The 24,587-nt window shown below is 60.8% G+C and carries 19 protein-coding genes; 5 read left to right on the top strand and 14 right to left on the bottom strand.

Annotation, left to right across the window (positions count from 1 at the left end; genetic code table 11):
• Positions 1-302 precede the first annotated feature (302 nt).
• The 4 genes from N2601_RS03510 to N2601_RS03495 all read left to right on the top strand — a co-directional run bounded on the left by N2601_RS03510 (position 303) and on the right by N2601_RS03495 (position 8,209).
• The gene (locus N2601_RS03510) at positions 303-1,541 is read left to right on the top strand and encodes an MFS transporter (RefSeq protein ID WP_104825032.1); all 1,239 of its coding nucleotides are present in this window, start codon (positions 303-305) and stop codon (positions 1,539-1,541) included.
• A 191-nt stretch (positions 1,542-1,732) separates the two neighbouring features.
• Positions 1,733-2,842 carry a methyl-accepting chemotaxis protein gene (locus N2601_RS34135; RefSeq protein WP_104825031.1) on the top strand — a complete coding sequence of 370 codons (1,110 nt, stop codon included), beginning with the start codon at positions 1,733-1,735 and terminating at the stop codon, positions 2,840-2,842.
• A 173-nt stretch (positions 2,843-3,015) separates the two neighbouring features.
• On the top strand, positions 3,016-5,664 hold the full coding sequence (gene pepN / locus N2601_RS03500) for an aminopeptidase N (RefSeq protein WP_104822458.1): 2,649 nt from the start codon (positions 3,016-3,018) through the stop codon (positions 5,662-5,664).
• A 229-nt stretch (positions 5,665-5,893) separates the two neighbouring features.
• Positions 5,894-8,209, top strand: a complete 2,316-nt coding sequence (locus N2601_RS03495) for a PAS domain-containing sensor histidine kinase (protein WP_104822457.1) — start codon at positions 5,894-5,896, stop codon at positions 8,207-8,209.
• Between the two features lie 104 nt (positions 8,210-8,313).
• Here the strand turns inward: N2601_RS03495 and N2601_RS03490 are convergent, their stop codons facing one another.
• The 13 genes from N2601_RS03490 to N2601_RS03430 all read right to left on the bottom strand — a co-directional run bounded on the left by N2601_RS03490 (position 8,314) and on the right by N2601_RS03430 (position 23,507).
• A complete protein-coding gene (locus N2601_RS03490; RefSeq protein ID WP_260303429.1) occupies positions 8,314-11,274 on the bottom strand; it encodes a bifunctional [glutamine synthetase] adenylyltransferase/[glutamine synthetase]-adenylyl-L-tyrosine phosphorylase in 2,961 nt (986 codons plus the stop codon).
• A 138-nt stretch (positions 11,275-11,412) separates the two neighbouring features.
• A complete protein-coding gene (locus N2601_RS03485) occupies positions 11,413-12,828 on the bottom strand; it encodes a sensor histidine kinase (RefSeq protein WP_104822455.1) in 1,416 nt (471 codons plus the stop codon).
• Entirely contained in the window at positions 12,825-13,583 is a 759-nt protein-coding gene (locus N2601_RS03480; protein ID WP_104822454.1) for a response regulator transcription factor, read from the bottom strand. The genes N2601_RS03485 and N2601_RS03480 overlap by 4 nt, the downstream gene beginning before the upstream one ends.
• A 139-nt stretch (positions 13,584-13,722) precedes the next feature.
• Positions 13,723-15,276: a Do family serine endopeptidase gene (locus N2601_RS03475; protein ID WP_104822453.1), complete on the bottom strand. Its 1,554-nt coding sequence runs from the start codon at positions 15,274-15,276 to the stop codon at positions 13,723-13,725.
• Positions 15,277-15,450: 174 nt separating this feature from the next.
• A complete protein-coding gene (locus N2601_RS03470; RefSeq protein ID WP_104822452.1) occupies positions 15,451-15,897 on the bottom strand; it encodes a cytochrome c-type biogenesis protein in 447 nt (148 codons plus the stop codon).
• A gap of 53 nt (positions 15,898-15,950) precedes the next feature.
• Positions 15,951-17,939: a heme lyase CcmF/NrfE family subunit gene (locus N2601_RS03465; protein ID WP_104822451.1), complete on the bottom strand. Its 1,989-nt coding sequence runs from the start codon at positions 17,937-17,939 to the stop codon at positions 15,951-15,953.
• Complete coding sequence (ccmE, locus tag N2601_RS03460; protein WP_104822450.1) at positions 17,936-18,385, bottom strand: cytochrome c maturation protein CcmE; 450 nt, start codon at positions 18,383-18,385, stop codon at positions 17,936-17,938. The genes N2601_RS03465 and ccmE overlap by 4 nt, the downstream gene beginning before the upstream one ends.
• Entirely contained in the window at positions 18,382-19,533 is a 1,152-nt protein-coding gene (ccmI, locus tag N2601_RS03455; protein ID WP_104822449.1) for a c-type cytochrome biogenesis protein CcmI, read from the bottom strand. The genes ccmE and ccmI overlap by 4 nt, the downstream gene beginning before the upstream one ends.
• A gap of 95 nt (positions 19,534-19,628) precedes the next feature.
• Positions 19,629-20,063 carry a hypothetical protein gene (locus tag N2601_RS03450; RefSeq protein ID WP_104822448.1) on the bottom strand — a complete coding sequence of 145 codons (435 nt, stop codon included), beginning with the start codon at positions 20,061-20,063 and terminating at the stop codon, positions 19,629-19,631.
• A 91-nt stretch (positions 20,064-20,154) separates the two neighbouring features.
• Positions 20,155-21,552, bottom strand: a complete 1,398-nt coding sequence (locus N2601_RS03445; RefSeq protein ID WP_104822447.1) for a sensor histidine kinase — start codon at positions 21,550-21,552, stop codon at positions 20,155-20,157.
• Entirely contained in the window at positions 21,542-22,213 is a 672-nt protein-coding gene (locus N2601_RS03440) for a response regulator transcription factor (protein WP_104822446.1), read from the bottom strand. Before N2601_RS03440 ends, N2601_RS03445 begins: the two co-directional genes overlap by 11 nt.
• Before the next feature lie 137 nt (positions 22,214-22,350).
• On the bottom strand, positions 22,351-22,599 hold the full coding sequence (locus N2601_RS03435) for a hypothetical protein (RefSeq protein ID WP_104822445.1): 249 nt from the start codon (positions 22,597-22,599) through the stop codon (positions 22,351-22,353).
• 599 nt (positions 22,600-23,198) lie between these two features.
• A complete protein-coding gene (locus tag N2601_RS03430; RefSeq protein WP_104822444.1) occupies positions 23,199-23,507 on the bottom strand; it encodes a Dabb family protein in 309 nt (102 codons plus the stop codon).
• 159 nt (positions 23,508-23,666) lie between these two features.
• Between N2601_RS03430 and N2601_RS03425 the strand changes: the two genes are divergently transcribed.
• Positions 23,667-23,996: an MmcQ/YjbR family DNA-binding protein gene (locus N2601_RS03425; protein WP_104825030.1), complete on the top strand. Its 330-nt coding sequence runs from the start codon at positions 23,667-23,669 to the stop codon at positions 23,994-23,996.
• On the opposite strand, the gene N2601_RS03420 is transcribed toward N2601_RS03425, so the two are convergent.
• Positions 23,974-24,459, bottom strand: coding sequence for a YcgN family cysteine cluster protein (locus N2601_RS03420; RefSeq protein ID WP_104822443.1), 486 nt, complete (start codon positions 24,457-24,459; stop codon positions 23,974-23,976). The two genes, N2601_RS03425 and N2601_RS03420, sit on opposite strands and share 23 nt — an antisense overlap.
• Between the last annotated feature and the right edge of the window lie 128 nt (positions 24,460-24,587).

Below are 24,587 nucleotides of genomic sequence, written 5' to 3'. Positions count from 1 at the left end.
GGAAGGAATAGTTCTCATATTTTTTGATTAAACCTGCCGTCACAGATCGAAGCCCCAGATATCCGATAGCATGCTATAGTTATCTGAAAACACTGATATCGCAAGAAGTTAAACAAATAATTTAAGTTTAAAACCATTCTTTCGCCATCATCTTTTTCAATGACCATTCAAGACGAGGGGCCACAGATCAACCACCCGCGTCATGTGCCGTCGCGATTGATCGCGCATCATTGCTGGGATAGAGCAAGATGCGTTTTTGCGATGCGCATCTGCTTCAACCAATCGACCGGAATCCCGCTCCAATGCTGGCCAGCCTCGTCTCGATCGCCAGTCTGATGTTGTCAACGCTGTTGATGATGTTCGGCTATGGCTTGATGAACTTCGTCGTGCCGATCCGCTCCGTGGCGGAAGGCTGGTCGACCTTCACCATTTCGGTGATCGCCACCGGCTACACTTTCGGCTTCACCATATCCTGCATCATCACACCGCGTTTCGTGCAGCGGGTCGGACATGTGCGCGTATTCGGCGCCTTGATCTCGCTGCTCAGTATCGGCATTCTGCTGTGCGCATTGATGGTCGATTGGCGCGCCTGGCTGGCCTTCCGCTGCATCAGCGGCTTCGGCATCGCCGGCGCCTATCTCATCATCGAAAGCTGGTTGAACGAGCGGGTCACCAACGATAACCGCGCGACCATCTTCTCGGTCTATATGATCACCTGCCTGGTCGGCTCGATCGGTGGACAATATCTGGTACCGCTCGGCGATCCCAGCAATACCTCCCTCTTCATCCTGTGCGGCGTTATTTTCGCGCTGGCGATGCTGCCGACGGCGTTATCGACCGCGAAATCGCCGACGCCGATCCATCAGGCCAAGTTCGACCTGCCGAAACTTTACCGGCTGTCGCCGATCGCCTTCGTCGGCTCGCTGCTGTCGGGCGCCCTCTCCGGCACCTGGAGCAGCCTTGGCGGCGTCTATACCCAGAATGTCGGCATGAACACGGCCGAGGGTGCGACGTTGCTCGCCTGCGTGCTCGCCGGCGGTGCCGTGTCGCAAATGCCGATCGGCCGCATATCAGACCAGATGGACCGCCGCTACGTAATGATCGTCTGCGGTGTTATCGGCATCCTTGCCTGCGTCACCATGACGTTGTTCAACGCGCATGGGCAATTGACGCTCTATGTCGCCGGCTTCTTCATCGGCACCGTGCTCTATCCGATCTACGCACTCAATGTCGCTCATGCCAACGACCGTGCGGCGCCGGATGAATATGTCACCATTTCCAGCGGTATCATGCTGCTCTACGGACTGGGCACGGTCTCCGGACCGCTGGTCGGCGGCGCGATGATGCAACTCGCCGGCCCATCCGGCCTTCTCTGGTTCCTGGCCCTCGCCTTTGCGCTCTATGCCGGCTATGCGGGGTGGCGCATCGCCATGCGCAAGCCGAACGAAGGACGCATCGAAAAGACGGACTTCCAGTCTATACCCCTGCCCGTCCGGGGCGGCGAACCGACGGGGCGCCGGATGCAGTCTACAGCCGACTGACCGCGTTGAAGCCGCCCGTCGGGACCTTTTTTGGGCTAAAAACGGTATAGTTTCCGAACTGACGGCCGCATTAACCTTTTAAAAACCATAAGCACTTCAATTTAATTTCACCGCAGTCAATAATGCCTGCGGCGCGGCATGTATTTTCAAACGCCTACTTCAGCCTTTACTATTTCCGAGGTTTTCATTCGATGACAGCAGCCCAATCGATGGAGCGGCGCCCTGAGCAGCGTGCGGTAACACCGCGCTCGATGCGGGTCGTCACCGAAGGCATCGGCAAGGATCTGGAGCGCTTCAGCACCGACAACACCAATGTCGTCAAGCAGATCAAGCTTCTTGCGATCAACGCGCTTATCGAGGCGGCCCGCGCCGGCGAAACCGGCAAGGGCTTCGCGGTGGTCGCCAACGAGGTTCAGCGCCTGGCGCAGATCGCAACCGACATCGCGAGTAAATTTGAAGATAACGTTCTCGGCCGTATCGGTGTCACCCGCGGCATGGCCGAAGCGCTGGTCGGGGAGATGGAAGGCGTTCGGTTGACCGATCTTGCCCAGACGCTGGTGCAGCTCATCGTCCGCAATCTCTTCGAGCGCACCGCCGACGTCCGCTGGTGGGCGACCGACACTGCGCTGTGGGAGGCGCTTCAGGACCCGCAGCCGCAACGCCTGGCCTTCGCCGCCGAACGTCTGGGCGTCATCAACCGCTTCTATACGGTCTATCTCGATCTGGTCGTGACCGACATGAAGGGACAGGTCATCGCCTCGGCCAATCCCGCCTACCAGCGCAAGCTCGCGGGCGCCAATCTCGCCGCGGATCCCTGGTTCAGGGCAGCCGTCGCCTGCCAATCGGGTGACGACTATATCGTCGACGAAGTCAAACCCAGCGAGTTGCACGACCGGCGCAATGTGCTCGTCTACGCTACCGGCATTCGGGAAGGCGGACGAACAGATGGCCGACAGATCGGCACGCTGGGCGTCTATTTCGACTGGCAGAACCAGGGACAGGCGATTGTCGACAAGGAGGCCAACCTACCGCCACAGGTCGCCGAAAAGACCGTGGTGATGCTGCTCGACGGCAAGAAACGCGTCATCGCCTGCAGCGATCCGAAATTGATGTTCTCGCATTTCGCGCTCGCCAATCCCGAGGGCATGACGCGGGGCAGCTATTACGACAATAATGGCGCCATCGTCGCTTACGCAAAGACCCTCGGCTATGAAGACTATGATGGACTTGGATGGTATGGTGTCGTCGTGCAGCAAACGGAAGCCGACGATGCGATCAAGGCGGCCTTCAATCTGAAATGAGATGTGGCCTTCCTGATCAAATACTTCCCTCGCCATCACAAATCGTAGTGGCGCGGTGATATGACTTTAACTTTGGTTCAGATTTCGATGTAATGATGCGCGCGGATTTGCCTCCGAAGCGCTGCTTCGGATCAACGCCGCCCGCCGCAGTATGAGCCTGATCAGGATAGACCATGCGAACAGACACCGGCCAGATCGTCCATCTGGCAGATTACCGTCCCACCGACTTCGTTCTGGAACGCGTGGACCTCACCTTCGATCTACACCCGACCGAAACCAAGGTCGAAGCGCGGCTGATCTTTCATCGCCGCGAGGGCACCGACACCAAGGCGCCGCTAGTGCTCGACGGCGACGAGCTCACCCTTTCGGGACTGCTGCTCGACCAGATCGAAGTTCCGGCCGGGCAATTCGAGGCGACGGCGGAAAGCCTGACTGTCCGCGACCTGCCGGAAAGCGTGCCTTTCGAGCTGACGATCACGACGGTCATCAACCCCGAAGCCAACACGCAGTTGATGGGACTTTACCGCACAGGCGGCATCTATTGCACCCAATGCGAGGCCGAGGGCTTCCGCCGCATCACCTATTTCCCGGATCGCCCCGACGTACTTGCTCCCTATACGGTCAACATCATCGCGGATAAAGCGGCCAATCCGCTGCTGTTGTCGAACGGCAATTTTCTCGGCGGGGCCGGTTATGGCGAAGGCAAGCATTTCGCCGCCTGGTTTGATCCGCATCCGAAGCCCAGCTATCTCTTCGCACTTGTCGCCGGCGATCTCGGCGTGGTCGAGGATACGTTCGTCACGATGTCCGGCCGTGAAGTGGCGCTGAAGATCTATGTCGAGCATGGCAAAGAGCCACGCGCGGCCTATGCCATGGATGCGCTGAAGCGCTCGATGAAATGGGATGAGGAGCGGTTCGGTCGCGAATACGATCTCGACATTTTCATGATCGTCGCCGTCTCCGATTTCAACATGGGGGCGATGGAGAACAAGGGCCTCAACGTCTTCAACGACAAATACGTGCTGGCCGATCCGGAAATCGCCACCGATGCCGACTATGCCAATATCGAGGCGATCATCGCGCATGAATATTTCCACAATTGGACCGGCAATCGCATCACCTGCCGCGACTGGTTCCAGCTCTGCCTCAAGGAAGGCCTGACGGTCTATCGCGATCACGAATATTCCGCCGATCAGCGCTCGCGGCCGGTCAAGCGCATCGCCGAAGTCCGTCATCTGAAATCGGAGCAGTTTCCGGAGGACAGCGGCCCGCTTGCCCATCCGGTTCGCCCGACCAAATATCGTGAGATCAACAACTTCTACACGACGACAGTCTACGAGAAGGGCAGCGAAGTCACCCGCATGATCGCCACCCTCCTCGGCCGCGATCTGTTCAAGAAGGGAATGGACCTCTATTTCGACCGTCACGACGGCCAGGCGGTGACGATCGAGGATTTCATCAAATGTTTCGAAGATGCGAGCGGCCGCGACCTGACGCAGTTCTCGCTCTGGTACCATCAGGCCGGCACGCCGCTGGTAACCGCCTCCGGCACCTACGACGCCGGCGCCAAGACCTTCGCACTGTCGCTTGAACAGATGGTGCCGGCCACTCCCGGCCAGCCGAACAAGGAACCCATGCATATCCCGCTGCGCACGGCGCTTTTCGCCGCGGATGGGACGTTGTTGACGCCGACATCGGTGACCGGAGCGGAACTGACCGACGACGTCCTGCACCTGACTACGCGGGCGCAGACGGCAGTCTTCCACGGCATTCCCTCGCGGCCGGTGCTGTCGTTGAACCGCAGCTTCTCGACACCGATCAATCTGCAATTCAGCCAGAGCGCCAAGGACTTGGCGCTGATCGCTCATTATGAAACCGACCATTTCGCACGCTGGCAGGCGCTGATCGACCTTGGCCTGCCGAACCTGCTGCAGGCCGCCCGCGATACACGCCAAGGCATCCCTGTCACTTGCGACGCCGCATTCATCGATGCGCTTCTGGCGGCGGCAAGCGACGAGAGCCTGGAGCCAGCCTTCCGCGCTCAGGCGCTGGCTTTGCCGAGCGAAGCCGACATTGCCCGCGAACTTGGCGGCAATAACGATCCGGACGCAATCCATACCGGCCGTCAGGCGATCCTCGCGCTGGTCGCCGAAGCCGGAAAAGAAATCTTCGCTTCACTCTATGACAACATGCAGACACCGGGACCCTTCAGCCCGGATGCCGCAAGCGCCGGACGCAGAGCATTGCGGAATGCCGCGCTCACCTATCTGTCGCAGTCGGACAATGCGCCGGCTCGCGCCAAAGCGGCCTTTGATGCGGCGAACAACATGACCGATCTCAGTGCCGCCCTGACGATCCTCGCCCACCGGTTTCCGGAGACGGCGGAGGCCAAGGCGGCGCTCGAGACCTTCCATGATCGCTTCACCGGAAACGCGCTGGTCATCGACAAATGGTTCGCCATCCAGGCGGCTATTCCGGGCGCGGCGACCTTGGAGCGCATCCAGGGCCTGATGGAAACGCCGCTTTTCAAGCGCACCAATCCCAACCGCATGCGCGCTCTCGTCGGCACCTTCGCCTTTGCCAATCCGACCGGCTTCGGTCGTGCGGATGGAGCCGGCTATCGCTTCCTCGCAGAGCAAATCCTCGATATCGACCAGCGCAACCCTCAGTTGGCGGCACGCATTCTGACCTCCATGCGTTCCTGGCGCTTGCTGGAACCCGTTCGTGCCGATCACGCCCGCTCCGCTCTGATGCAAATCGAACGCGCCGCCAACCTTTCGACGGATGTTCGCGATATTGTGGATCGCATCCTCAAGGAGTGAATTTCACTTGCTTGTCCGAGATCAAAGCGGGTGATTTGAGCCCGCTTTTTTCAGCCGGAACGAGTCCCGCGCGCCGTCGCCTTACCATTGCGAGTGCAAAAAGCCTCGAAATCGCATATGGTTAAGAAAGTTTTACCCTCCCCTCTGGACAAGGCGAATCACGAGTGATTCATTAAGGCAGATTCGGGCGAGCGGCGCAGCGAATCACACGAGGGACAAGGCTAGAGCGATGGTGGACGTGCGGCGGGCAACCGCGGCCGATGGGCGGCTGCGTGTTAATTTCGACGGTCTGAAATCCTGGCATAGCGGTGTTACCGATCGAGCGGGCGTACGGGCGGAAACGGTTTCGCGCCGTTTTCCGAAGGCCGAACATATCCTGAAACGGGTAATTCCCGTCCTCATCGTCTCCTTTCTGATGGTGGTCGCCGCGTCGCATTTCTTCGGCATGATGATGGAGCATGGGCGGATGACCGCGGCTGCGCGCCGGGCGACATCGCTTTCCATCGCCGCCGCTTCGGCGGCCTTTTCCAACGATGCCAGCCTGTTCCAGATCGGCGACCGAAGCGGCGCGGAAAAGAAACTTGCGACTTACCTTCCGCAGGACCGGCTCGACACCGGCGCATTCGTCCTTCTCGTGCAGGCGAGCGGCCGTGTCTTCGGGTCGTCTGCCGCCGGCTCCGCCTATATCGGCTTGACCATCTCCGATTTCTTCCCCGAAGTGTCAGCCATCCGAAGTTTCGGCGACCATGCCGGCGTGATCGAGACGATGATCGACGGAGCGCCCTTCTACGCGGCGATTTCCTTGATCGGAGACAAGGGCGATTTCGTCCTGTCGGCCGCCTCGATGGAGCAGATCGACAAGCTCTGGCGCGATGAGCTGACGCTGAATGTCACGCTTTTTGCCGGCATTTCCTCGATCCTGCTCGTCATCCTCTATGCCTATTACACCCAGGTGAAACGGGCACGCGATGCCGACGAGATCTTCCTCGAGTCCAATCTGCGCGTCGAGACCGCGCTGTCACGCGGGCGCTGCGGTCTCTGGGATTTTGATTTCGCCAGCCGCGAATTCTTCTGGTCGCGATCGATGTACGACATGCTCGGCCTGCCGGCCGCCGACCGGCCGCTCTCCTTCACCGACGCGGCCCGGATGATGCACCCCGATGATAACAGCCTGCATGTGCTGGCCCGATCGGTCACCCGCGGCACTGCCGGCCAGGTGGATCAGATCCTGCGCATTCGTCATGCCAAAGGACATTATGTCTGGATGCGTGCCCGCGCCCAGGTCATCCGCACCAATTCCGGTCATGTCCACATGATCGGCATCGCCATGGACGTCACCGAACAACATCGGCTGGCGCAGCGCTATGCCGAGGCCGACCAACGTCTGGCCGATGCGATCGAATGCACTTCGGAAGCTTTCGTGCTTTGGGACAAGAACGACCGCCTAGTCATGTGCAACGCCCATTTCCAGCAAGCTTACGGTCTTCCGGACAATGTGCTGGTGCCGGGCACCGAACGCGCCGTGGTCAACGCAGCCGCGGCCCGCCCGGTCATCGAGCGGCGCATTGTCGATCCCGGCCGCTCCAGCCACTCGCAAACGACGGAAGTGCAGCTTGCCGACGAGCGCTGGCTGCAGATCAACGAACGCCGCACCCGCGACGGCGGCCTCGTTTCCGTCGGCACCGACATCACCCAGTTGAAGCGCAACCAGGAGCGCCTGCGCGATTCCGAACGCCGGTTGATGGCGACGATCAACGATCTTTCCGCCTCGCGACAGATCCTCGAGCGGCAAAAGGCGGAGCTTTCGACCGCCAACACCAATTACCTCGCAGAAAAGGAACGCGCCGAAGCCGCCAATAAGGCCAAATCGGAATTCCTCGCGAACATGTCGCACGAACTGCGCACGCCGCTCAACGCCATTCTCGGCTTCTCCGAAATCCTGCAGGATCAGATGTTCGGTCCGCTGGGCTCGGCGAAATACAATGAATATGCCAAGGATATCCACGACAGCGGCAAGCATCTGCTGAACGTCATCAACGACATTCTCGACATGTCGAAGATCGAGGCGGGGCACCTCAAGCTCTCCTGCGAGCGGATCGATCTTGCGCCGTTGATCGAGGAGTGCCTGCGCTTCACCTCCATTCCGGCTGCCTACAAAAACATCCTTGTCGAACAGCGTATCTCCTCCGGCATCAAGCTGACGGCAGATCGCCGCGCCATGAAGCAAATCCTGCTCAATCTTCTTTCCAATGCCGTCAAGTTCACCAATGACGGCGGCCGCATCGCGGTGCGCACGCGCAAGGTCGGGGACGCGGTGATGTTAACGATCGCCGACACCGGCATCGGCATCCCGAAGTCGGCGCTGAGCAAGATCGGTCAGCCGTTCGAGCAAGTGCAGAACCAATATGCCAAGAGCAAGGGAGGCTCGGGCCTTGGCCTCGCCATTTCCCGGTCGCTGACGACACTGCATCACGGCCGCATGCGCATCCGCTCACGCGAAGGCATCGGCACCTTGATTGCCATTCGCATTCCCGATCACGGCTGAGCTAAAGCGCATCGCGATCTCTGGGATTCACTCCTTGCGCTTTAAGCCTTGATTTTGCGCATGTCGTTAGCGCAAAACCGCTGCGCGCTTTTGCGCGACATGCTTTAGGCTCTCACTACCGACTGGAAGACTTTCCGCACCGCTTTCGAAAGTCGCTTCAGTTCCGCTTCCAGCGTCTTGATGTCGGGGCAATCGCCAGCGCGGCAAACCAGCTCGATCAGGCCGGAAGGCGCCTTGTCCGGATCGAACGGTCCATCGACACAAAGCCGGATCAACTGCGACAATTCAGTATAAAGATGCAACGCCTCCAGGCAGAGGTCGAGATCGTTGCGGTCCATCAGGCTGCCGCCCAGCAGCTTTAGCGCCTCGCCGGTGCTGAGGCCATTGGCGTCGATCCCGACGCCCCGGGCGGGTGCGATCAGCCGCAGATATTGCGCGATGAATTCGATATCGATCAGGCCGCCGGGTATGAGCTTCAGGTGCCAGATGCTCACGGGCGGCTTTTCCTGTTCGATCAGCCCCCGCATCTCGGCGACATCCTTGGCGATCTTGGGAACATCGCGCCTTGCCGAAAGCACCTCGCCGATGATCCGCTCCGCATTCAGCACGAGATCCGCGTCGCCGCAGATCAGGCGCGCACGGGAGAGCGCCATATGCTCCCAGGTCCAGGCCTCTCCGCGCTGATATTTCTCGAAGGAATTGATGCGCGTCGCGACCGGGCCCTTGTTGCCGGACGGACGCAGGCGCATGTCGACTTCATAGAGCACGCCCTCCGCCGTCGGCGCGGAGAGCGCAGCCATCAGCCGTTGGGTGATGCGGGTGAAATAGCGCGTCGCATCGAGCGGCTTCGGCCCGGTGGATTCGCCGGCTTCATCGTCATAGTCGTAAAGCAGGATGATATCGATGTCTGAACCCGCGGTGAGCTCGAAACTGCCGAGCTTGCCCATGCCGACGATGGCAACGCGACCGCCTGGATGATCGCCATGGGCCGCCTGGATTTCCTTCATCACCGCGTTCAATGCCGCTTCCACGATCAGATCGGCAAGATAGGTGAAGGCACGGGCGGCCATGGTGCCAGCGATCGCGCCTGTCAGGAGACGGATGCCAATCAGGAAGCGCTGCTCCGAGGCGAAGATGCGCAGCCGGTCCAGCACCTCCTCGTAGTGTACCGCAGGCGCCAGAAAGCTTTTGATCCGCTCGGCCAGATAGTCGCGCGTCGGCAGCTCCGCCATCAGGCCGGGGTCCAACATGCCATCGAAGACATGCGGCTTGGCGGCGATGATTTCGGCAAGCCGCGGCGCCGACGACATGATATTGACGATGAGCGAAAGCAGCGCCGGATTTGTGCTGAGCAGCGAGAAAAGCTGGATGCCTGCCGGCAGGCCGGAGATGAAACTGTCGAAACGCAGCAGCGCCTCATCTGCCCGCTTGCTCTCACCGAACACGCGCAGCAATTCCGGCGTCAATTCAGTCAATCGCTCGCGCGCCTCGACCGATTGCGTGGCGCGATAGCGGCCATAGTGCCATGTCCGGATGACATGGGAGATATCGGAGGAGCGCTCGAAGCCGAGGCGGCGCAACGTCTTCAGCGTATCGGGATCGTCGCCCTGACCGGTGAACACGAGGTTGCCGGTTTCGGTCGAAAGCTTGGTCTCCTGCTCGAATAGACGGGCATAGCGCCGCTCCACCGTCTTTAGCGTGGCAACCAGCGCCTCGGAAAAGCCGGACAGATCGGAAAAGCCCATCATGAAGGCGATACGCTTCAACTCGACATCCGTTTCGGGAAGCAGATGCGTCTGCTCGTCGCGCACCATCTGGATGCGATGCTCGACATCGCGCAGAAACCAATAGGCTTCCGTCAGTTCGTCGCGCGTTTCCGCATCTATCCATTTCGCCCTGGTCAGTTCCCCCAATGTTTCCTCGGTGGCGCGGCAGCGCAGTGCCGGCATGCGGCCGCCGGCGATCAACTGCTGCGTCTGCACGAAGAACTCGATCTCGCGGATGCCGCCGCGGCCAAGCTTGACATTGTGACCCTTGACGGCAATCGCCCCATGACCCTTGTGCGCATGGATCTGCCGCTTGATGGAGTGGATGTCCGATATCGCCGCGTAATCGAGATATTTGCGGAAGACGAAGGGCACGAGGTCGTGGATGAAGGCCTGGCCGGCGGCAATGTCGCCGCCGACGGCACGCGCCTTGATGAAGGCGGCGCGCTCCCAGTTCTGTCCCCTGCCCTCGTAGTAGATCATCGCCGCATCGACGGGAATGGCAAGCGGCGTAGACCCCGGATCGGGACGCAGGCGGAGATCGGTGCGAAAGACGTAGCCGTCGGCAGTGCGCTCCTGCAGGATACGCACCAGGCGGCGCATCAGCCGCGGGAAAATGTCGATCGCATCGTCGGGATTGGCAACGACACCCGCCATTTCGTCGAAGAAAATAACGAGGTCTATATCGGAGGAATAATTCAGCTCTTCGGCGCCGAGCTTGCCCATGCCGAGCACGATGAGGCCGGAGCCACGGCTCGGCGTGGAAGGATCGCGAACCGCGATCTTGCCGACCTCGTGCGACGATAAGAGCAAATGATCGATCGCTGCCGAAATCGAGGCCTCGGCAAGGGCGCTCAGCCAGCGCGTCGTCGTTCTTCCGTCGAAAATGCGGGCGAGATCGGCGAGCGCGATCAGGAATGAGGCGCGGCGTTTGGCGATGCGCAGGCGGCTCATGACCTCGGATTCCGAAGGCGACGGTGCGCCATCTTGCGCCGGCAGCCAGGCGCGGCGAGCCTCGGCTACCAGGACCTCGATCTGCGGCGACAACGGCTTGCTGATGGCTGCGACGAGGAGCGCCGGGTCGAGATTGGCCATTTCGCGGAGATGGGGCGAGAGCGTCAACGCGGCGAAGATGAAGTCGCGCAACGGGCTGTCACTCCCGAGAAGAGCGGCGATGGCAGGTTCCGATGTGGCGATATCTTTGAGGTCGGCGAGCGTCGCTTTCAGCTCCGTCTGGTTGAGCGGGCGAAGCCGCCCGGGCGGAACATCCTGCAGAAAATCGCTTTCCGTCATCGTCATGCAGCTCTCCTCCTACTGCGCCGCGCGTCCGAGCGGACGTGCTAGGCACGCAGTAACATCTTGAATCCTGCGTGATCTCCAGGATCGGAAGCCGATATGGAGACCCTGTATGAAGCAATCCGGTAGGGCAGGATTAATCTATTGTTCCTGCGTGGGGAAGATCATGGTTACCGTCAGACCGCGCGCGTTTGCACTGGCCGGGTCGGTATCGGAAAGTTCGAGCCGTCCACCATGCAGCTCCATCACCGCTTCCACCAGAGCAAGACCAAGGCCGGTGCCAGGCTTGGAGCGGCTCTCGTCCAGACGGAAGAAGCGTTTGACCACATCCGCCCGCTGATGGGCAGGAATGCCCGGACCATGATCCGCGACGGCGAGGTTTACGGCACCCGGCGTACGCGAGAGTTTCAACACGACCGTCTGTTTGCCCGGACAGCCCGAGGCATATTTGACGGCGTTGTCGATCAGATTGAAAATCGCCTGGCCGATCAGCTCGCGATTGCCCTGCACCTCGACATCGGGCTCGATCTCGGTCGTCAGCGCCAGACCCGCTTCTTCGGCTACCGGCTCATAAAGCTCGGCCGTGTCCGCAACGATGGAGGAAAGGTCGATGCCGGTCATCTCGGCGGCCACGGAACCGGCCTCGACGCGAGAGATCATCAGCAGCGCATTGAAGGTGCGGATCAATTGGTCGGACTCGCCGATAATGCCCTCAAGCGCGACACGGCGCCCTTCGCTGTCGGCATTGTCGAGCGCGCCCGCGGCCTTGTTGCGCAGCCGTGTCAGCGGCGTCTTCAAATCATGGGCGATGTTGTCGGAGACCTGCCGCAAGCCTTCGTTCAGTTTCTCGATGCGCTCCAGCATGGCGTTCAGCGATGCCGACATGCGGTCGAATTCATCGCCGGAGCCGCCGACCGGCAGCCGCTGTGAGAGATCGCCGGCCATGATCTTGCGGCTGGCATCGGTCATGCGGTCGATGCGCTTCAGCGCGTTGCGGCCGATACCGAACCAGATGACCAGCGCGCCGAGGCCCATGATCGCCAGCGCCAGCATCAAGGCTTGCCGCACCAGCACCCGGAACCGCTCCGGTTCACCAAGGTCGCGACCGATCAGAATGCGCAGGCCGTTGTCGAGAAGGAAGATATTGGCGATCGCCAGGTGCCGTCGTTCAGGGTCGGTGCCGGTGTCGGTATAGCGCTCATAGATGAAGGGCAATTCCGTCCAGCCGGCTTCGCCGAGGACGCCTGGCTGCACCGAGGCGACATTGCCGGCCAGGATATCGCCGGAGGGGCTGGCGATGACATAGAGATTGGCGCCCGGCTGGCGCGCGCGACGCTCCATCGTGCGCAGCAACAGGTTCAGCCCGCCGACATCGTAGGCGCGCTTGACCTGATTGACCTCCTGCTGCACGGCATCGCGGATTTGCCCGGTCAGCAACCGCTCCGACATGGCCGTTACGTAGAAGACGAGCGTGGCGGCGCAGAGCGCAAAAAGAAGGATGTAAAGGGCGGACAGGCGGACTGCGGTAGACTTGAAGAGAACGCGAAAGCGGCTCATCCCTCGTCCTTGATCATGTAGCCGGCGCCGCGGATCGTCTTCAGCAGCGGCTGGCTGAAGTCCTTTTCGATCTTCGAACGCAGGCGCGAGACGTGTACGTCGATCACGTTCGTCTGGGGATCGAAATGGTAATCCCAGACGTTTTCGAGAAGCATGGTGCGCGTCACCACCTGGCCGGCATTTTTCATCAGATATTCAAGCAGGCGGAATTCGCGCGGCTGGAGAAGGATCTCCTTGCCGCCGCGGCGAACTTCATGCGACAGCCGGTCGAGCTCCAGATCGCCGACACGGTAAAGAACATCCTGTTCCGGCGTGCCCTTGCGGCGGCCGAGTACTTCGACGCGGGCGAGCAATTCGCTGAAGGCGTATGGCTTCGGCAGGTAGTCGTCGCCGCCGGCACGAAGGCCGGTTACGCGGTCGTCGACCTGGCCGAGAGCGGAGAGAATGAGAACAGGTGTATGCACGCCTTTGCGACGCAGCTCGCTGATGACGGAAAGACCGTCGCGGCGGGGCAGCATGCGATCGATGATGGCGACATCGTAAGCGTTCTCCGTGCCCATGAACAGGCCGCTCTCACCGTCGCTCGCATGGTCGGCGACAATGCCGGCCTCGCGAAACGCCTTGGTGAGATAGGCGGCAGCCTCGAGATCGTCTTCGATAATCAAAATCTTCATGTGGGCAACATTACCCGCCGGCGATGCCTCAGCACAACCGGAATCGGAAAAGTTCACAGTATGTTGGCCAGCGGTTGTCATCTTCTACCTGCCCTGAAAGCCGTTCGTCGATAAGCCATGGTCCTGCACGATCGCGCATGTTGGAAACCATGCCCTGGAAACAAAGGAGCCGCGCAAGCCGTGGCCTGCGCGGCTCCCAATGCATTCAATTGGCCGAAAATCAGCCCGCAGTGATCGGCAGAGCGACGAAGCGGCTGCCGTCGTTGGACTGGATCTGGAACAGCGCGCGGGTGCGGCCGTCCTTCTTCGCCTGATCGATGACCTTGGCAATGTCTCCGGCATTGGAGACCTGCTGGTTGTTGACCGAGGTGATCTTCTCGCCTTCCTTCACGCCCTTGTCGGCGGCGTCGGAGTCCGGATCGACGCCGGTGATCGCGACACCCTTACCGTCATCGGACGGACCGACGGTGAGGCCGAGATCGGCAAGCGCCTTTTCCGAGGACGGCTGCTGCGGCTGGGGCTGCTGCGAATTGTCGTCGTTCGAAGCCTGGTTCTGGTCGGCCGGCAGCGTGCCGAGTTCGACGGTGACCGACTGAGCCTTGCCGTTACGCCATAGCGAAACATCGACCTTGGAGCCCGGCTGCATCGCGCCGATACGGCGGGCGAGATCGCGCGGGTCCTTGACCGGGTCGCCGTTAACGGCCGTCACGACGTCGCCGTTCTTGATGCCTGCCTTCTGGCCCGGAGAGCCATCCTGCGGGGATACGACGAGCGCGCCGTTCGGCTCGGACAGGCCGAGGGATTCGGCGATATCCTTGGTTACCGGCTGGATCTGCACGCCAAGCCAGCCACGCGATACGGTACCGCTCTTGATCAAATCGGTGACAACGTTCTTTGCGGTATCGGCGGGGATTGCGAAGGCGATGCCGACACTGCCGCCCGACGGCGAGAAGATGGCGGTGTTGATACCGACGACCTGGCCGTTGAGGTTGAAGGTCGGGCCGCCCGAGTTGCCGCGGTTTACGGCTGCGTCGACCTGGATGAAGTCATCATAGGGACCGGAGCCGATATCGCGGCCGCGGGCCGAGACGATGCCGGCTGTGACCGTGCCGCCAAGACCGAAGGGGTTGCCGACGGCAACGACCCAATCGCCGACGCGAACCTTGTTGTCATCGGCCCAGTTGACATAGGTAAACTTCTTGCCCTTGCCATCGACCTTCAGCACCGCGAGGTCGGTGCGCGGGTCCTTGCCGATCAGCTTGGCGTCGAGTTCGGTGCCGTCATTGAGGACGACGACGAAAGCCGCGCCATCGGAAACAACGTGGTTGTTGGTGACGAGATATCCGTCTTCGGAAATGAAGAAGCCGGAGCCCTGGGCAACCGGGCGCAGGCGGCCCTTATTGTCCGGCTGGCCTTTCTGCTGGCCCTGTTGCTGGTTATGCCCCTGCTGCTGTTCGAACTGCTTGAAGAACTTCTTCAGCGGATGATCATCCGGCAGTTCGTCGAAGCCACGGCCGAGGCCGAAGGAATCGTCTTCATCAGCGACCGGATTGACGCGGGATTCGACGCGAACGGACACGACTGCCGGAGATACGGCGTCGACGACATTGGCGAAGCTCGGGACCTGCGGGGCCTGGACATTGACGGCATCGGCATAGGAGCGGCTGATTTCAGCGGGAACGCCAGTGGCGAGAGCAGCGACAGCGAGGCCGGCGACGACGGAAGCTTTCATAGCCGTGCTACGGGACAAAGCGTCCTTGATATTCCTGAACATATGCGAGTTACCTTTTCTTCTCTCGTCCGATTTCTCTTTGCCGATGGAACCGGCGGTGATGGGTCATGGGCAAGATATAGGCCTTCCGACCTTACAGCGAACTGTCCGACCAATGAAAAATTCGTAATGTAGCGAAATGTTTTCGATGCGGTAAAGACAACTTGTCGTGCAATGTCACTTGCCGAGAATGTCGTTCAGACGCGCTTCTTCTTCTGCCGTTAGCTGGGTGCCCGTCGGCTTACCTACGCGGCGCCAGGCATAGATGACAAGAGCGAGGCCACCGAGAACGAACAGAGCGGCCGGCGCACCCCAGAGCAACAACGTCTTTTCGCTGAGGCGCGGCTTCAGCAGCACGAACTCACCATAGCGGGAAACGACATAGTCCAGCACCTGCTTGTCGCTATCGCCGGCGACGAGGCGCTTGCGCACCAGGAGGCGCAGGTCACGGGCAAGATCGGCATTGGAATCGTCGATCGACTGGTTCTGGCAGACCATGCAGCGCAATTCGGCCGAAATCGTCCGCGCCCGGGCCTCAAGGGCCGGATCGGGAAGAACTTCGTCGGGATTGACTGCGAAGGCGGCGGTGGGAGCAAGAAGTAGAACAATAAGGAGCAGACGCATAAGCGCTTTTACCTTCTCCCCCACGGGGAGAAGCGGAATTAGCCGCACGCGCCTCATTCCGCCGGCTCCATCGCCGGACGGACCGGCTTTGCCTTGCGGCTCGGCGCGCCGACGCGCAGGCGGCGGTCGCTTAGGGAAACGAAGCCGCCGAGCGCCATGACGATGGCGCCGCCCCAGATGCAGATGATGAAGGGCTTCCACCAGATGCGCACGACCATGCCACCATCATTGGTCGGATCACCGAGCGAGACATAAAGCTGGCTGAGGCCAAGCGTCAGAATGCCGGCCTCGGTCGTGGCGGTGCGGCCGGCGGTGAAAAGTCGTTTGGAGGACGAGATGTTGGCGACGGCGACGCCGCCGCGGCTGACCGTAAACCGGGCGCGATCCTCGGTGTAGTTCGGGCCGACGCCGGGCTGGATGCCTTCGAAGTGCAGCGTATAGCCGCCAAGCTCGGCCGCGCCGCCCGGCTTCATCTCGGTGATGTTTTCGGACTGGAATGTCGTCACCGCGACGATGCCAAGCACGGTGATGCCGAGCCCGGCATGAGCGAGCGCCGTTCCGAAAGCCGAACGCGGCAAACCGACCAAACGCCGCCACGCGATATTCCCCGCCATCTTGCCGATACCGGCGCGGTACCAGAGATCAGCCACTGCGCCGAAAACCAGAAAAAAACCGGCGGCCAGGCCGAAAACGGCAAGCACCGGTCCGCCATGGCGGACGTAGAACAGGGCGAGACCCGCGATCAGGGCAAGGCCTGCGGCGACATAGAGCCGCTGCAGCACGCCGAGCAGATCACCGCGTTTCCAGGCAAGCAGCGGCCCGAAAGGAACCGCGATCAGGATCGGCGTCATCAGCAGGCCGAAGGTCATGTTGAAGAAGGGCGGGCCGACTGAAATCTTGTCGCCTGTGAGCGTTTCCAGCGCCAGCGGATAAAGCGTACCCGTCAGCACCGTGCCGCAGGCAACCGTCAGAATGAGGTTGTTCAACACCAGCGACCCCTCGCGCGAGATCGGCGCGAACAGGCCGCCGGCGGCAAGCTTCGGGGCGCGCAGGGCGAAAAGCGACAACGCCCCGCCGATGAAGATCAAAAGGATGCACAGAATGAAGATGCCGCGCGTCGGATCGCTGGCGAAGGAATGCACCGAGGTCAGCACGCCGGAGCGCACCAGGAAGGTGCCGAGCAGCGACAGCGAGAATGTCAGGATCGCCAGGAGTATCGTCCAGATCTTCAGCGCATCGCGCTTCTCCATGACGAGCGCGGAATGCAGGAGCGCGGTGCCGGCGAGCCAGGGCATGAAGGAGGCGTTCTCCACCGGGTCCCAGAACCACCAGCCGCCCCAGCCAAGCTCGTAATAGGCCCAATAGGAGCCCATGGCGATGCCGAGCGTCAGAAAGGTCCAGGCAGCCAGCGTCCAGGGGCGAACCCAGCGCGCCCATGCGGCGTCGATGCGGCCTTCGAGCAGAGCGGCGACGGCGAAGGAGAAACAGACGGAGAAGCCGACATAGCCAAGATAAAGCAGCGGCGGATGAACGGCCAGGCCGATATCCTGCAGCACCGGATTGAGGTCCTTGCCCTCAGCCGGGGCCGGATTGATACGGAGAAACGGGTTGGAGGTCAAAAGGATGAAGATCAAAAAGGCGGCCGAGATCCAGGACTGCACGGCAAGCACATTGGCGCGCAGCGTGTCCGGCAGGTTGCGCCCGAACAGCGCCACCAGGGCGCTGAACAGTGCCAGGATCAGCAACCAGAGCATCATCGATCCTTCGTGATTGCCCCAGACGCCGGAGATCTTGAAGATCAGCGGCATCAGCGAATGGGAATTTTCCCAGACGTTCAGCACCGAAAAATCGGAGGCGACATAGGCATAAGTCAAAACGCCGAAGGAAAAGGCGACCAGTGCGAACAAGACGACGGCGCCGACCGGCGCAATGTCCATCATCGACAAGTCGCCTCGCCGTGCGCCGATGACCGGGATGATCGAGAGGATGATCGCGGTCGCAAGCGCCAACACCAGCGCATAGTGTCCGAGCTCAATGATCATTGGCTGGCTTCCTCGCCCTTCCAGACGCCGTCCGCCTTCAGCTTGTCGGCGACTTCTTTCGGCATATAGCGCTCATCATGCTTGGCAAGCACGCTGTCGGCAACGAAGATGTCGCTGCCCGGCTCGAACCTGCCTTCCGTGACCACACCCTGCCCTTCGCGGAAGAGATCCGGCAGGATACCATTATATTTGACCTTGATCGCATCCGTACCGTCAGTGACGGAAAACTGCACCTGCGTTCCGTCGCCGCGCACCACGCTGCCCTGGCCGACGAGACCGCCGAGGCGGATCAGCGTACCGGCGTTGACCGGATTCTTGGCGAGGTCGGCCGGCATATAGAAATAGGCGACCGACTGGCTGAAGGCGAAGAGAACGAGCAGCACTGCGGCGGCGATGAAGCCCATGCCGCCGGCAATGACAGCCAGACGTTTCTGCTTGCGGGTCATTGCTGCGTCACCTCCGTCGGCAGTCCGAGCTCCTTCGCCAATGCCAGAAGCTGCTTGCCTTCGCCGCCGTCGGCCGGGAAAGTCTTCAGGCTCCGCTTCAGCGCATCCACCGCGCGGTCCGTGTCCTTCAGCACGGCATAGGAGCGGATCAGCCGCATCCAGCCTTCGAAATTCCTGGGATCATCCTTGAGCTTGGCGTCGAGGCTCTCGACCATGCCGCGGATCATCTGCTGACGGTCGCCGCTGTTCATCGCATCTGCGGCGGCAACCTGCTCGCTGGTCGGATTTCCGGGCGCATTGGCATTTGCCGAATCTGCCGTGGCGGTATCGGCCGCGCCGCCGTTCTTGACGATATGATCGTTGACGGCAGCCATCCAGGGCGCATCGGGGGGCGATTGCTTCGCCAGCGCCTCGAAGGCCGTCTTTGCTTGCTCCGCCTTGCCATCCTGCTCCAGCGCCAAAGCGAGATAGAAGAGCGCTCGGGGATTGTCGGCATCAAGCGCAAGGGATTGCTGCAACGAGCTGCGCGCCTCCGCCGTCACGATGCCATCGGCCTTCATGATCAGAACTTCGCCCAGATTGCCAAGCCGCTCGGCATTGGGACCGAGCAGACGGATGACATTGCGATAGGCGAGTTCCGCGTCGCCGATGCGGCCGGTCTTGAGGTAGATCGGCGCGAGCACTTCCCAACCCTTGCCGTCATCCGGTTGCTGCGCCAGATGCTGCTCGACCTTGACGATCGAGATGGCGAGATCGTTGCCGGGATGTTCGAGGCGCGCTTGCAGCGGCTGCGACGGCAGGCCGGGATTGCCCTTCACAAGATAGAGACAGAGACAGACGACCGGCAGCAGGACGATGATGAAGGCCTGGGAAAGGTAATGGCCGCGGGCTGGCACCTTCGCGGCACTCGGTCCGGCGCCTGAAACGGCAAGTAGACGGCGGCCGATTTCAGCGCGGGCATAGCCGGCCTCTTCCTGCGAAATCAGGCCGCCCGCAAGATCGCGGTCCAGCTCGCGAAGTTGATCGCGATAGACGGCAGCCTCGCCGGCACGACCGTCATCAGCCACCTTTGCTCCACGCAAAAGGGGGGAGAGCAGGATGGCACCGACAACAGCCGTCAGAACGGCCACGAGAATCCAGAACAGCATAGACGCCCAATACTTTAACAGGCCGCTTATTCCAACCGTCAAAGCCGCATTGACGAAGATTTGAGGCGTTTAGCCGCGATTTTCAGGCGGGGGATCTAATTCAGCGGCGTCCACGTACCGTCGTCGTTGCGGCAGGCAGCTCCTCTCGCCTGGGTCGGCTTGTCGTCGACCGTGATCGTATGGGTGTATTGGCGGCAATTTTGCGAGCCGACCTGATAGGGAGCGGCGGCCACGACCTCGCCACGGACGTTCTTGCCCGTCCAGGCGACAGGCTGACCGAGCGGCGCGGTTTCCAGCGCCCGATATTCCGCTTCCAGCGCCCGTTGCTTGTCATTGTCGCTGAGCTTGATGCCCGTGCGGCCGACGATGCCGCCCTCCAAGGCCGAGATATAGCGCGCCGAGGAGGCTGGTTTAGCGGAGGAAGATAGAAAGCCCGTCACGCCGCCTTTGCCGCTCGTGGTCGAGCAGCCGGAAAGGGCGATAAGGGCAAGAAGGGACGGGGCAATCAGAAAAAAAGTGCGAAGCTTCATACAACCGAACCAGTATCAACGAGCAAAACTAGAGGTACTGCGATGCGGCATCACTATGGCGCACCGCGTCTTTCTGGCATCATGCCGCGCGTCACGCAACATCCTTTGTTACCCCCGGTAGAATTAGGCTGGCGCGAAGTCCGCCCCAGGAACCACGGGACAGCTCGAACCGCCCCTGATATTCGTTGGTGATCTCGCTGACGATCGACAGGCCGAGACCGGTGCCGGGCTTGCTTTCATCCAGCCGGCGGCCACGCTTCATCGCCTCGCGGATCTGATCCGGCTCCAGGCCCGGCCCATCGTCCTCGACCACCAGCTCTACCCAGTGCCGTCGCGCCGGATCGATGCCCTTTACCTCGGCTGGCGCTTCGTTGGCGGCGACGCGCACCTTGCGTTCGGCAAAACGCGCGGCATTTTCCAGGAGATTGCCGACCGTCTCCTCCAGATCCTGCTGCTCCATGGCAAGCGACAGGTGCGGCGAAACGGAAAGCTCGAATTCCTTATCGGCATTGAGCCGCCGCATGACGCGCACCAGCCGCTCCAGCGCCGGCTCCGCGTCGGTGCGGGCCAGCACGGATTCGCGCTGGGCGGCGATGCGGGCACGGTTGAGGTAGGATTGCACCTGCCCCTGCATGACCTCGGCCTGGTTCTTGACGAGATCGCCGTGCGAGCGTTCCAGCACGCGGGACTCGTTCAACAAAACCGCGATCGGCGTCTTCAGCGAATGGGCGAGGTTGCCGACCTGCATGCGCGCTCGCTCCACAATGCGGCGGTTGCTGTCGATGAGGGCATTGACCTCGTTGGCGAGCGGCAGGATCTCACGCGGGAAATCCCCATGCAATCGCTCGCTCTCGCCGGCGCGGATGCGCTCCAGCGCCCCGCGCGCCTTATCGAGCGGCATCAGGCCATAGAGAATGGCGAGAGCGTTGACGACGAGACTGCCGACGCCGAAGCCGACGAGTGCGAAATAGAGGCTATGGGAAAAATTGCGGACATCGTCCTCCACCACCGCGACATTGCCGGTGACGCGAAAGCGCGCGGCGCGTCCGTCGGTATCGAGCACGACTTCGGTCTCGGCAACCTGTACCTGGTTTCCAAAGGCGTCGGTGACGATGTAGTAGCGCTCATAATTCTTATCGAAAGGCGCTTCCAGAACCGAGAGAACGGGCAAGCTCGACGCGCCGAGGGAGGGCGAAACCAATGGCGTCGCCGTATAGGTGCCGAGCGGTTCGACCATCCAGTACCAGCCTGTCTTCGGCTGAGCGAAACGCAGGTCGCCGAGCTGCGGGCTGCCCGACAACGCCCCTTGGTCACCGATCGTCACGGAGTTGATGACGTTATAGAGCTGCGCTCTCAGCAGGTCCTGAAAACCGCGTTCGGCGCTCTTGCGATAGATATTGGAAATGACGAGGCCGATCACCACCAGCGCCACGGCGGACCAGAGTGTGGTCAACAGCAGAACGCGGGCGGTGAGTGACTTAATTCGCATTGGTCGGCGCTTGGATACGATAGCCGAGACCCCGCACTGTTTCGATCAGGTCGACACCCATCTTCTTGCGCAGACGGCCGACGAAAACTTCGATCGTATTGGAATCGCGGTCGAAATCCTGGTCGTACATATGCTCGACCAGCTCCGTGCGCGAGACAACTTCGCCCTTGTGATGCATGAGATAGGCAAGCAGCCTGTACTCGTGCGAGGTGAGCTTCAGCGGCTTGCCGTCGACCGTGGCCTTCGAGCTCTTGGTGTCGAGGCGCACCGGGCCGCAGATGATTTCCGATGACGAATGGCCAGCGGCGCGACGGATCAGCGCCCGGATTCGGGCCAGTACCTCTTCTACGTGAAAAGGCTTGGCGACATAATCGTCGGCGCCCGCATCGATGCCGGCGACCTTGTCGCTCCAGCGATCGCGAGCCGTCAGGATCAATACGGGCGTCCCCCGCCCCGCACCGCGCCACTTCTCCAGTACCGTGATCCCGTCCATTTCCGGCAGGCCGATATCGAGGATGATGGCGTCGTAGGGCTCGGTCTCACCCAGGAAATGCCCCTCCTCGCCGTCGAAGGCGGTATCGACCACATAGCCCGCCTCTTTCAAGGCTTCGGCAAGCTGCCGATTCAAGTTGATATCATCTTCGACTATAAGAATGCGCATCTTCCGACCCAATTTCCCTGGTTTGAGAAATAGTACTGCAAATGAGGCTCGCGTGGAATCACTCGGCCATTAAAGATTTTGCGTGAGATTCAAAGCGTTAGAGAGTCCTTTGCGCGGCGGCGTGAAAGTGTTTCCACCTACATCGGCACCTTCATGGTTACCTTGCGCGGCCGCTGGCCATTACCCTGGACGAGAACGGTGATGACACAGCTATCGCCTGACGGCTGTGCGGAAAGGAGCTGTCCCCCCGTCTTTGCAACCACCTCGGCGGCCGCCTCGCTGCAGTCGCTGTTCGCACGCGCCACCAGGGTCGGCGTCGGCGTCGGCAGAACAGCCGAGCCGGCCATGATGGCGGCCGCTGCTGCTATGCTCAGAAATGATGCCATGCTCCAGACTTCCCACGGGGACATTAACTTGAGCAAATATTTACCCAAACGCGTCTGAATGGCAAATGAATGGGGCGTAATTTTCCACGCGCAGAACGTGCGGTCGGACGTCCCATCCCATCTAAGATCTTGCGCTAATTCGACCCGACAGTGGCGATATCAACGATGGGAAGGCGGCGGCCCGCCAAACGTTCCAAATCTCAGCCGCCGACCCCCTATCGATGACGCACACGGCAAATTGCGCGTGCAGCATATCGGCATCGCAATTGCTCACGGCACCGGTTTCCGCCGTAAACCGCAAAAGTCAGTCATTTTTAATCTATCTTGATTATCATCAACGCATAAGCACGCCCGTGATCGGGGGTGCCTAATCGGCCGATACGACCGGCCTTCAAGTGTTTTACCCACGTAAAACACTTGGGTTTCCTTGAGTCTTTTGAATCGCTTCGCGCCATGTTTTCGAGCATTGCTTCCAAGGCGTGAGAAGTTGAGTCAAAAGCTTCGCGCGATGCATGCGAATGCGGCGAACTTGATTCCGCGAGGCTATCCAGGCTTTTGAAAAGATTGGCGAATAGCTGTCCCTTCAGCGAAGGACCATACTAGACCGGCTTCCGCACCGCCGTCGTGCTCTCATAGTCCGCCGCGATCCGCATTTCGCGCAACGGGCGGACGCGTTCGATGGAAAGCTGATAGTTCGGATGCGCCTTGTAGGCTGCCAAAGCCGCTTCGTCGTCGAATTCGCCATAGACCACAAGATCGACATCGGTGCCGAGCTGGTCGGTCTTCACGTTCGTTCCGATCTCCAGCAGGCGCGCATGCGGAATAGCCGTCAGGATCGACAGGCCGGACCGTACGGCTTCAAGATTGGCGCGATCGGGAACGGTGAAGAAGACGATATGACGGATCACGCGGAGGCTCCCTATGCATTTGCGAAGGCACCGCGCGATATCATGCGTATTCGGTTATTTCAACGAGGAGCGGCCTCGGTGGGGCGGCCCTTTCGTCGCACGAGGCGGAGAAAAGCGGACGGCTGCGGTGCACTCGGCTTCCATGCTAATCTTCCGCTCATGACCGACGACGACCTCATTTCCTTTGCGCATGGCCTACCGGAAACGGTGGAGAGCTCGCATTTTGGGAATCGGGATTTTCGCGTTCGCGGGAAAATTTATCTGACGCTTCCGCACCCTGAATTCTGTGTTGTCAAGCTGACGCCCGATCAGCAGCAGATGGTGCTGGCAACCGTCTCGGAACACGTCCTCGCCGTGCCGGGCGCCTGGGGGCTCAAGGGCTGGACGCGGCTTTTCCATCATGTCCTGGATGACGACACGATACACGCGCTCGTGCGGCAGGCATGGCGCAATGTGGCGCCGAAATCTATGGCCTTGCCGGAGGACTAGCCTCCATGTCGTCTTCCACCGTCAACGGCCAATCGACGATGTAGTCTTCGAAATCGTCGAGATCGACATCGCTTTCGCTGACCGTGCGACCGCGGGCGGAGACGCCGGCTATGTGAACCGTTTCCGGATCGCCCGATATCAGCGGATGCCACCAGTAGAGGTCGCGCCCCTCGTTGACGAGGCGATAGGCACAGGTAGGCGGCAACCATTCCAGCTCCGGAACTTTCTCCGGCGTCAGTTGCACGCAATCAGGCACGAAATCCCAGCGGTTCGGGTAGCTGGTGCAGCGACAGCTTTCGCCGTCCATCAACTTGCAGCGGATCGAGGTGAAATAGACGTCGCCCGTATCCCACTCCTCGATCTTGTTGAGACAACAGAGGCCGCAGCCGTCACACAGGCTTTCCCATTCGGGTGTGCTCATCTCCGTCAGCGTCTTGCTCTTCCAAAAAGGTATGTCGTCCATCGTCGTCTTCCTCGCCGCTCGCGAGGGAAATGCGGGCTGCGGCATGCATGTCTCTTGTTCTTTTCCCTAAATCAACCAATTATTCAATTCACCGGTCTATGAGAGGTAGGCTTTGCGTGCCCCAAGGG

The sequence above is a fragment of the Rhizobium sp. CB3060 genome, from assembly GCF_025200735.1.
Taxonomy (GTDB): Bacteria; Pseudomonadota; Alphaproteobacteria; order Rhizobiales; family Rhizobiaceae; genus Rhizobium.
This window is presented reverse-complemented; position numbering and strand designations above follow the sequence as displayed.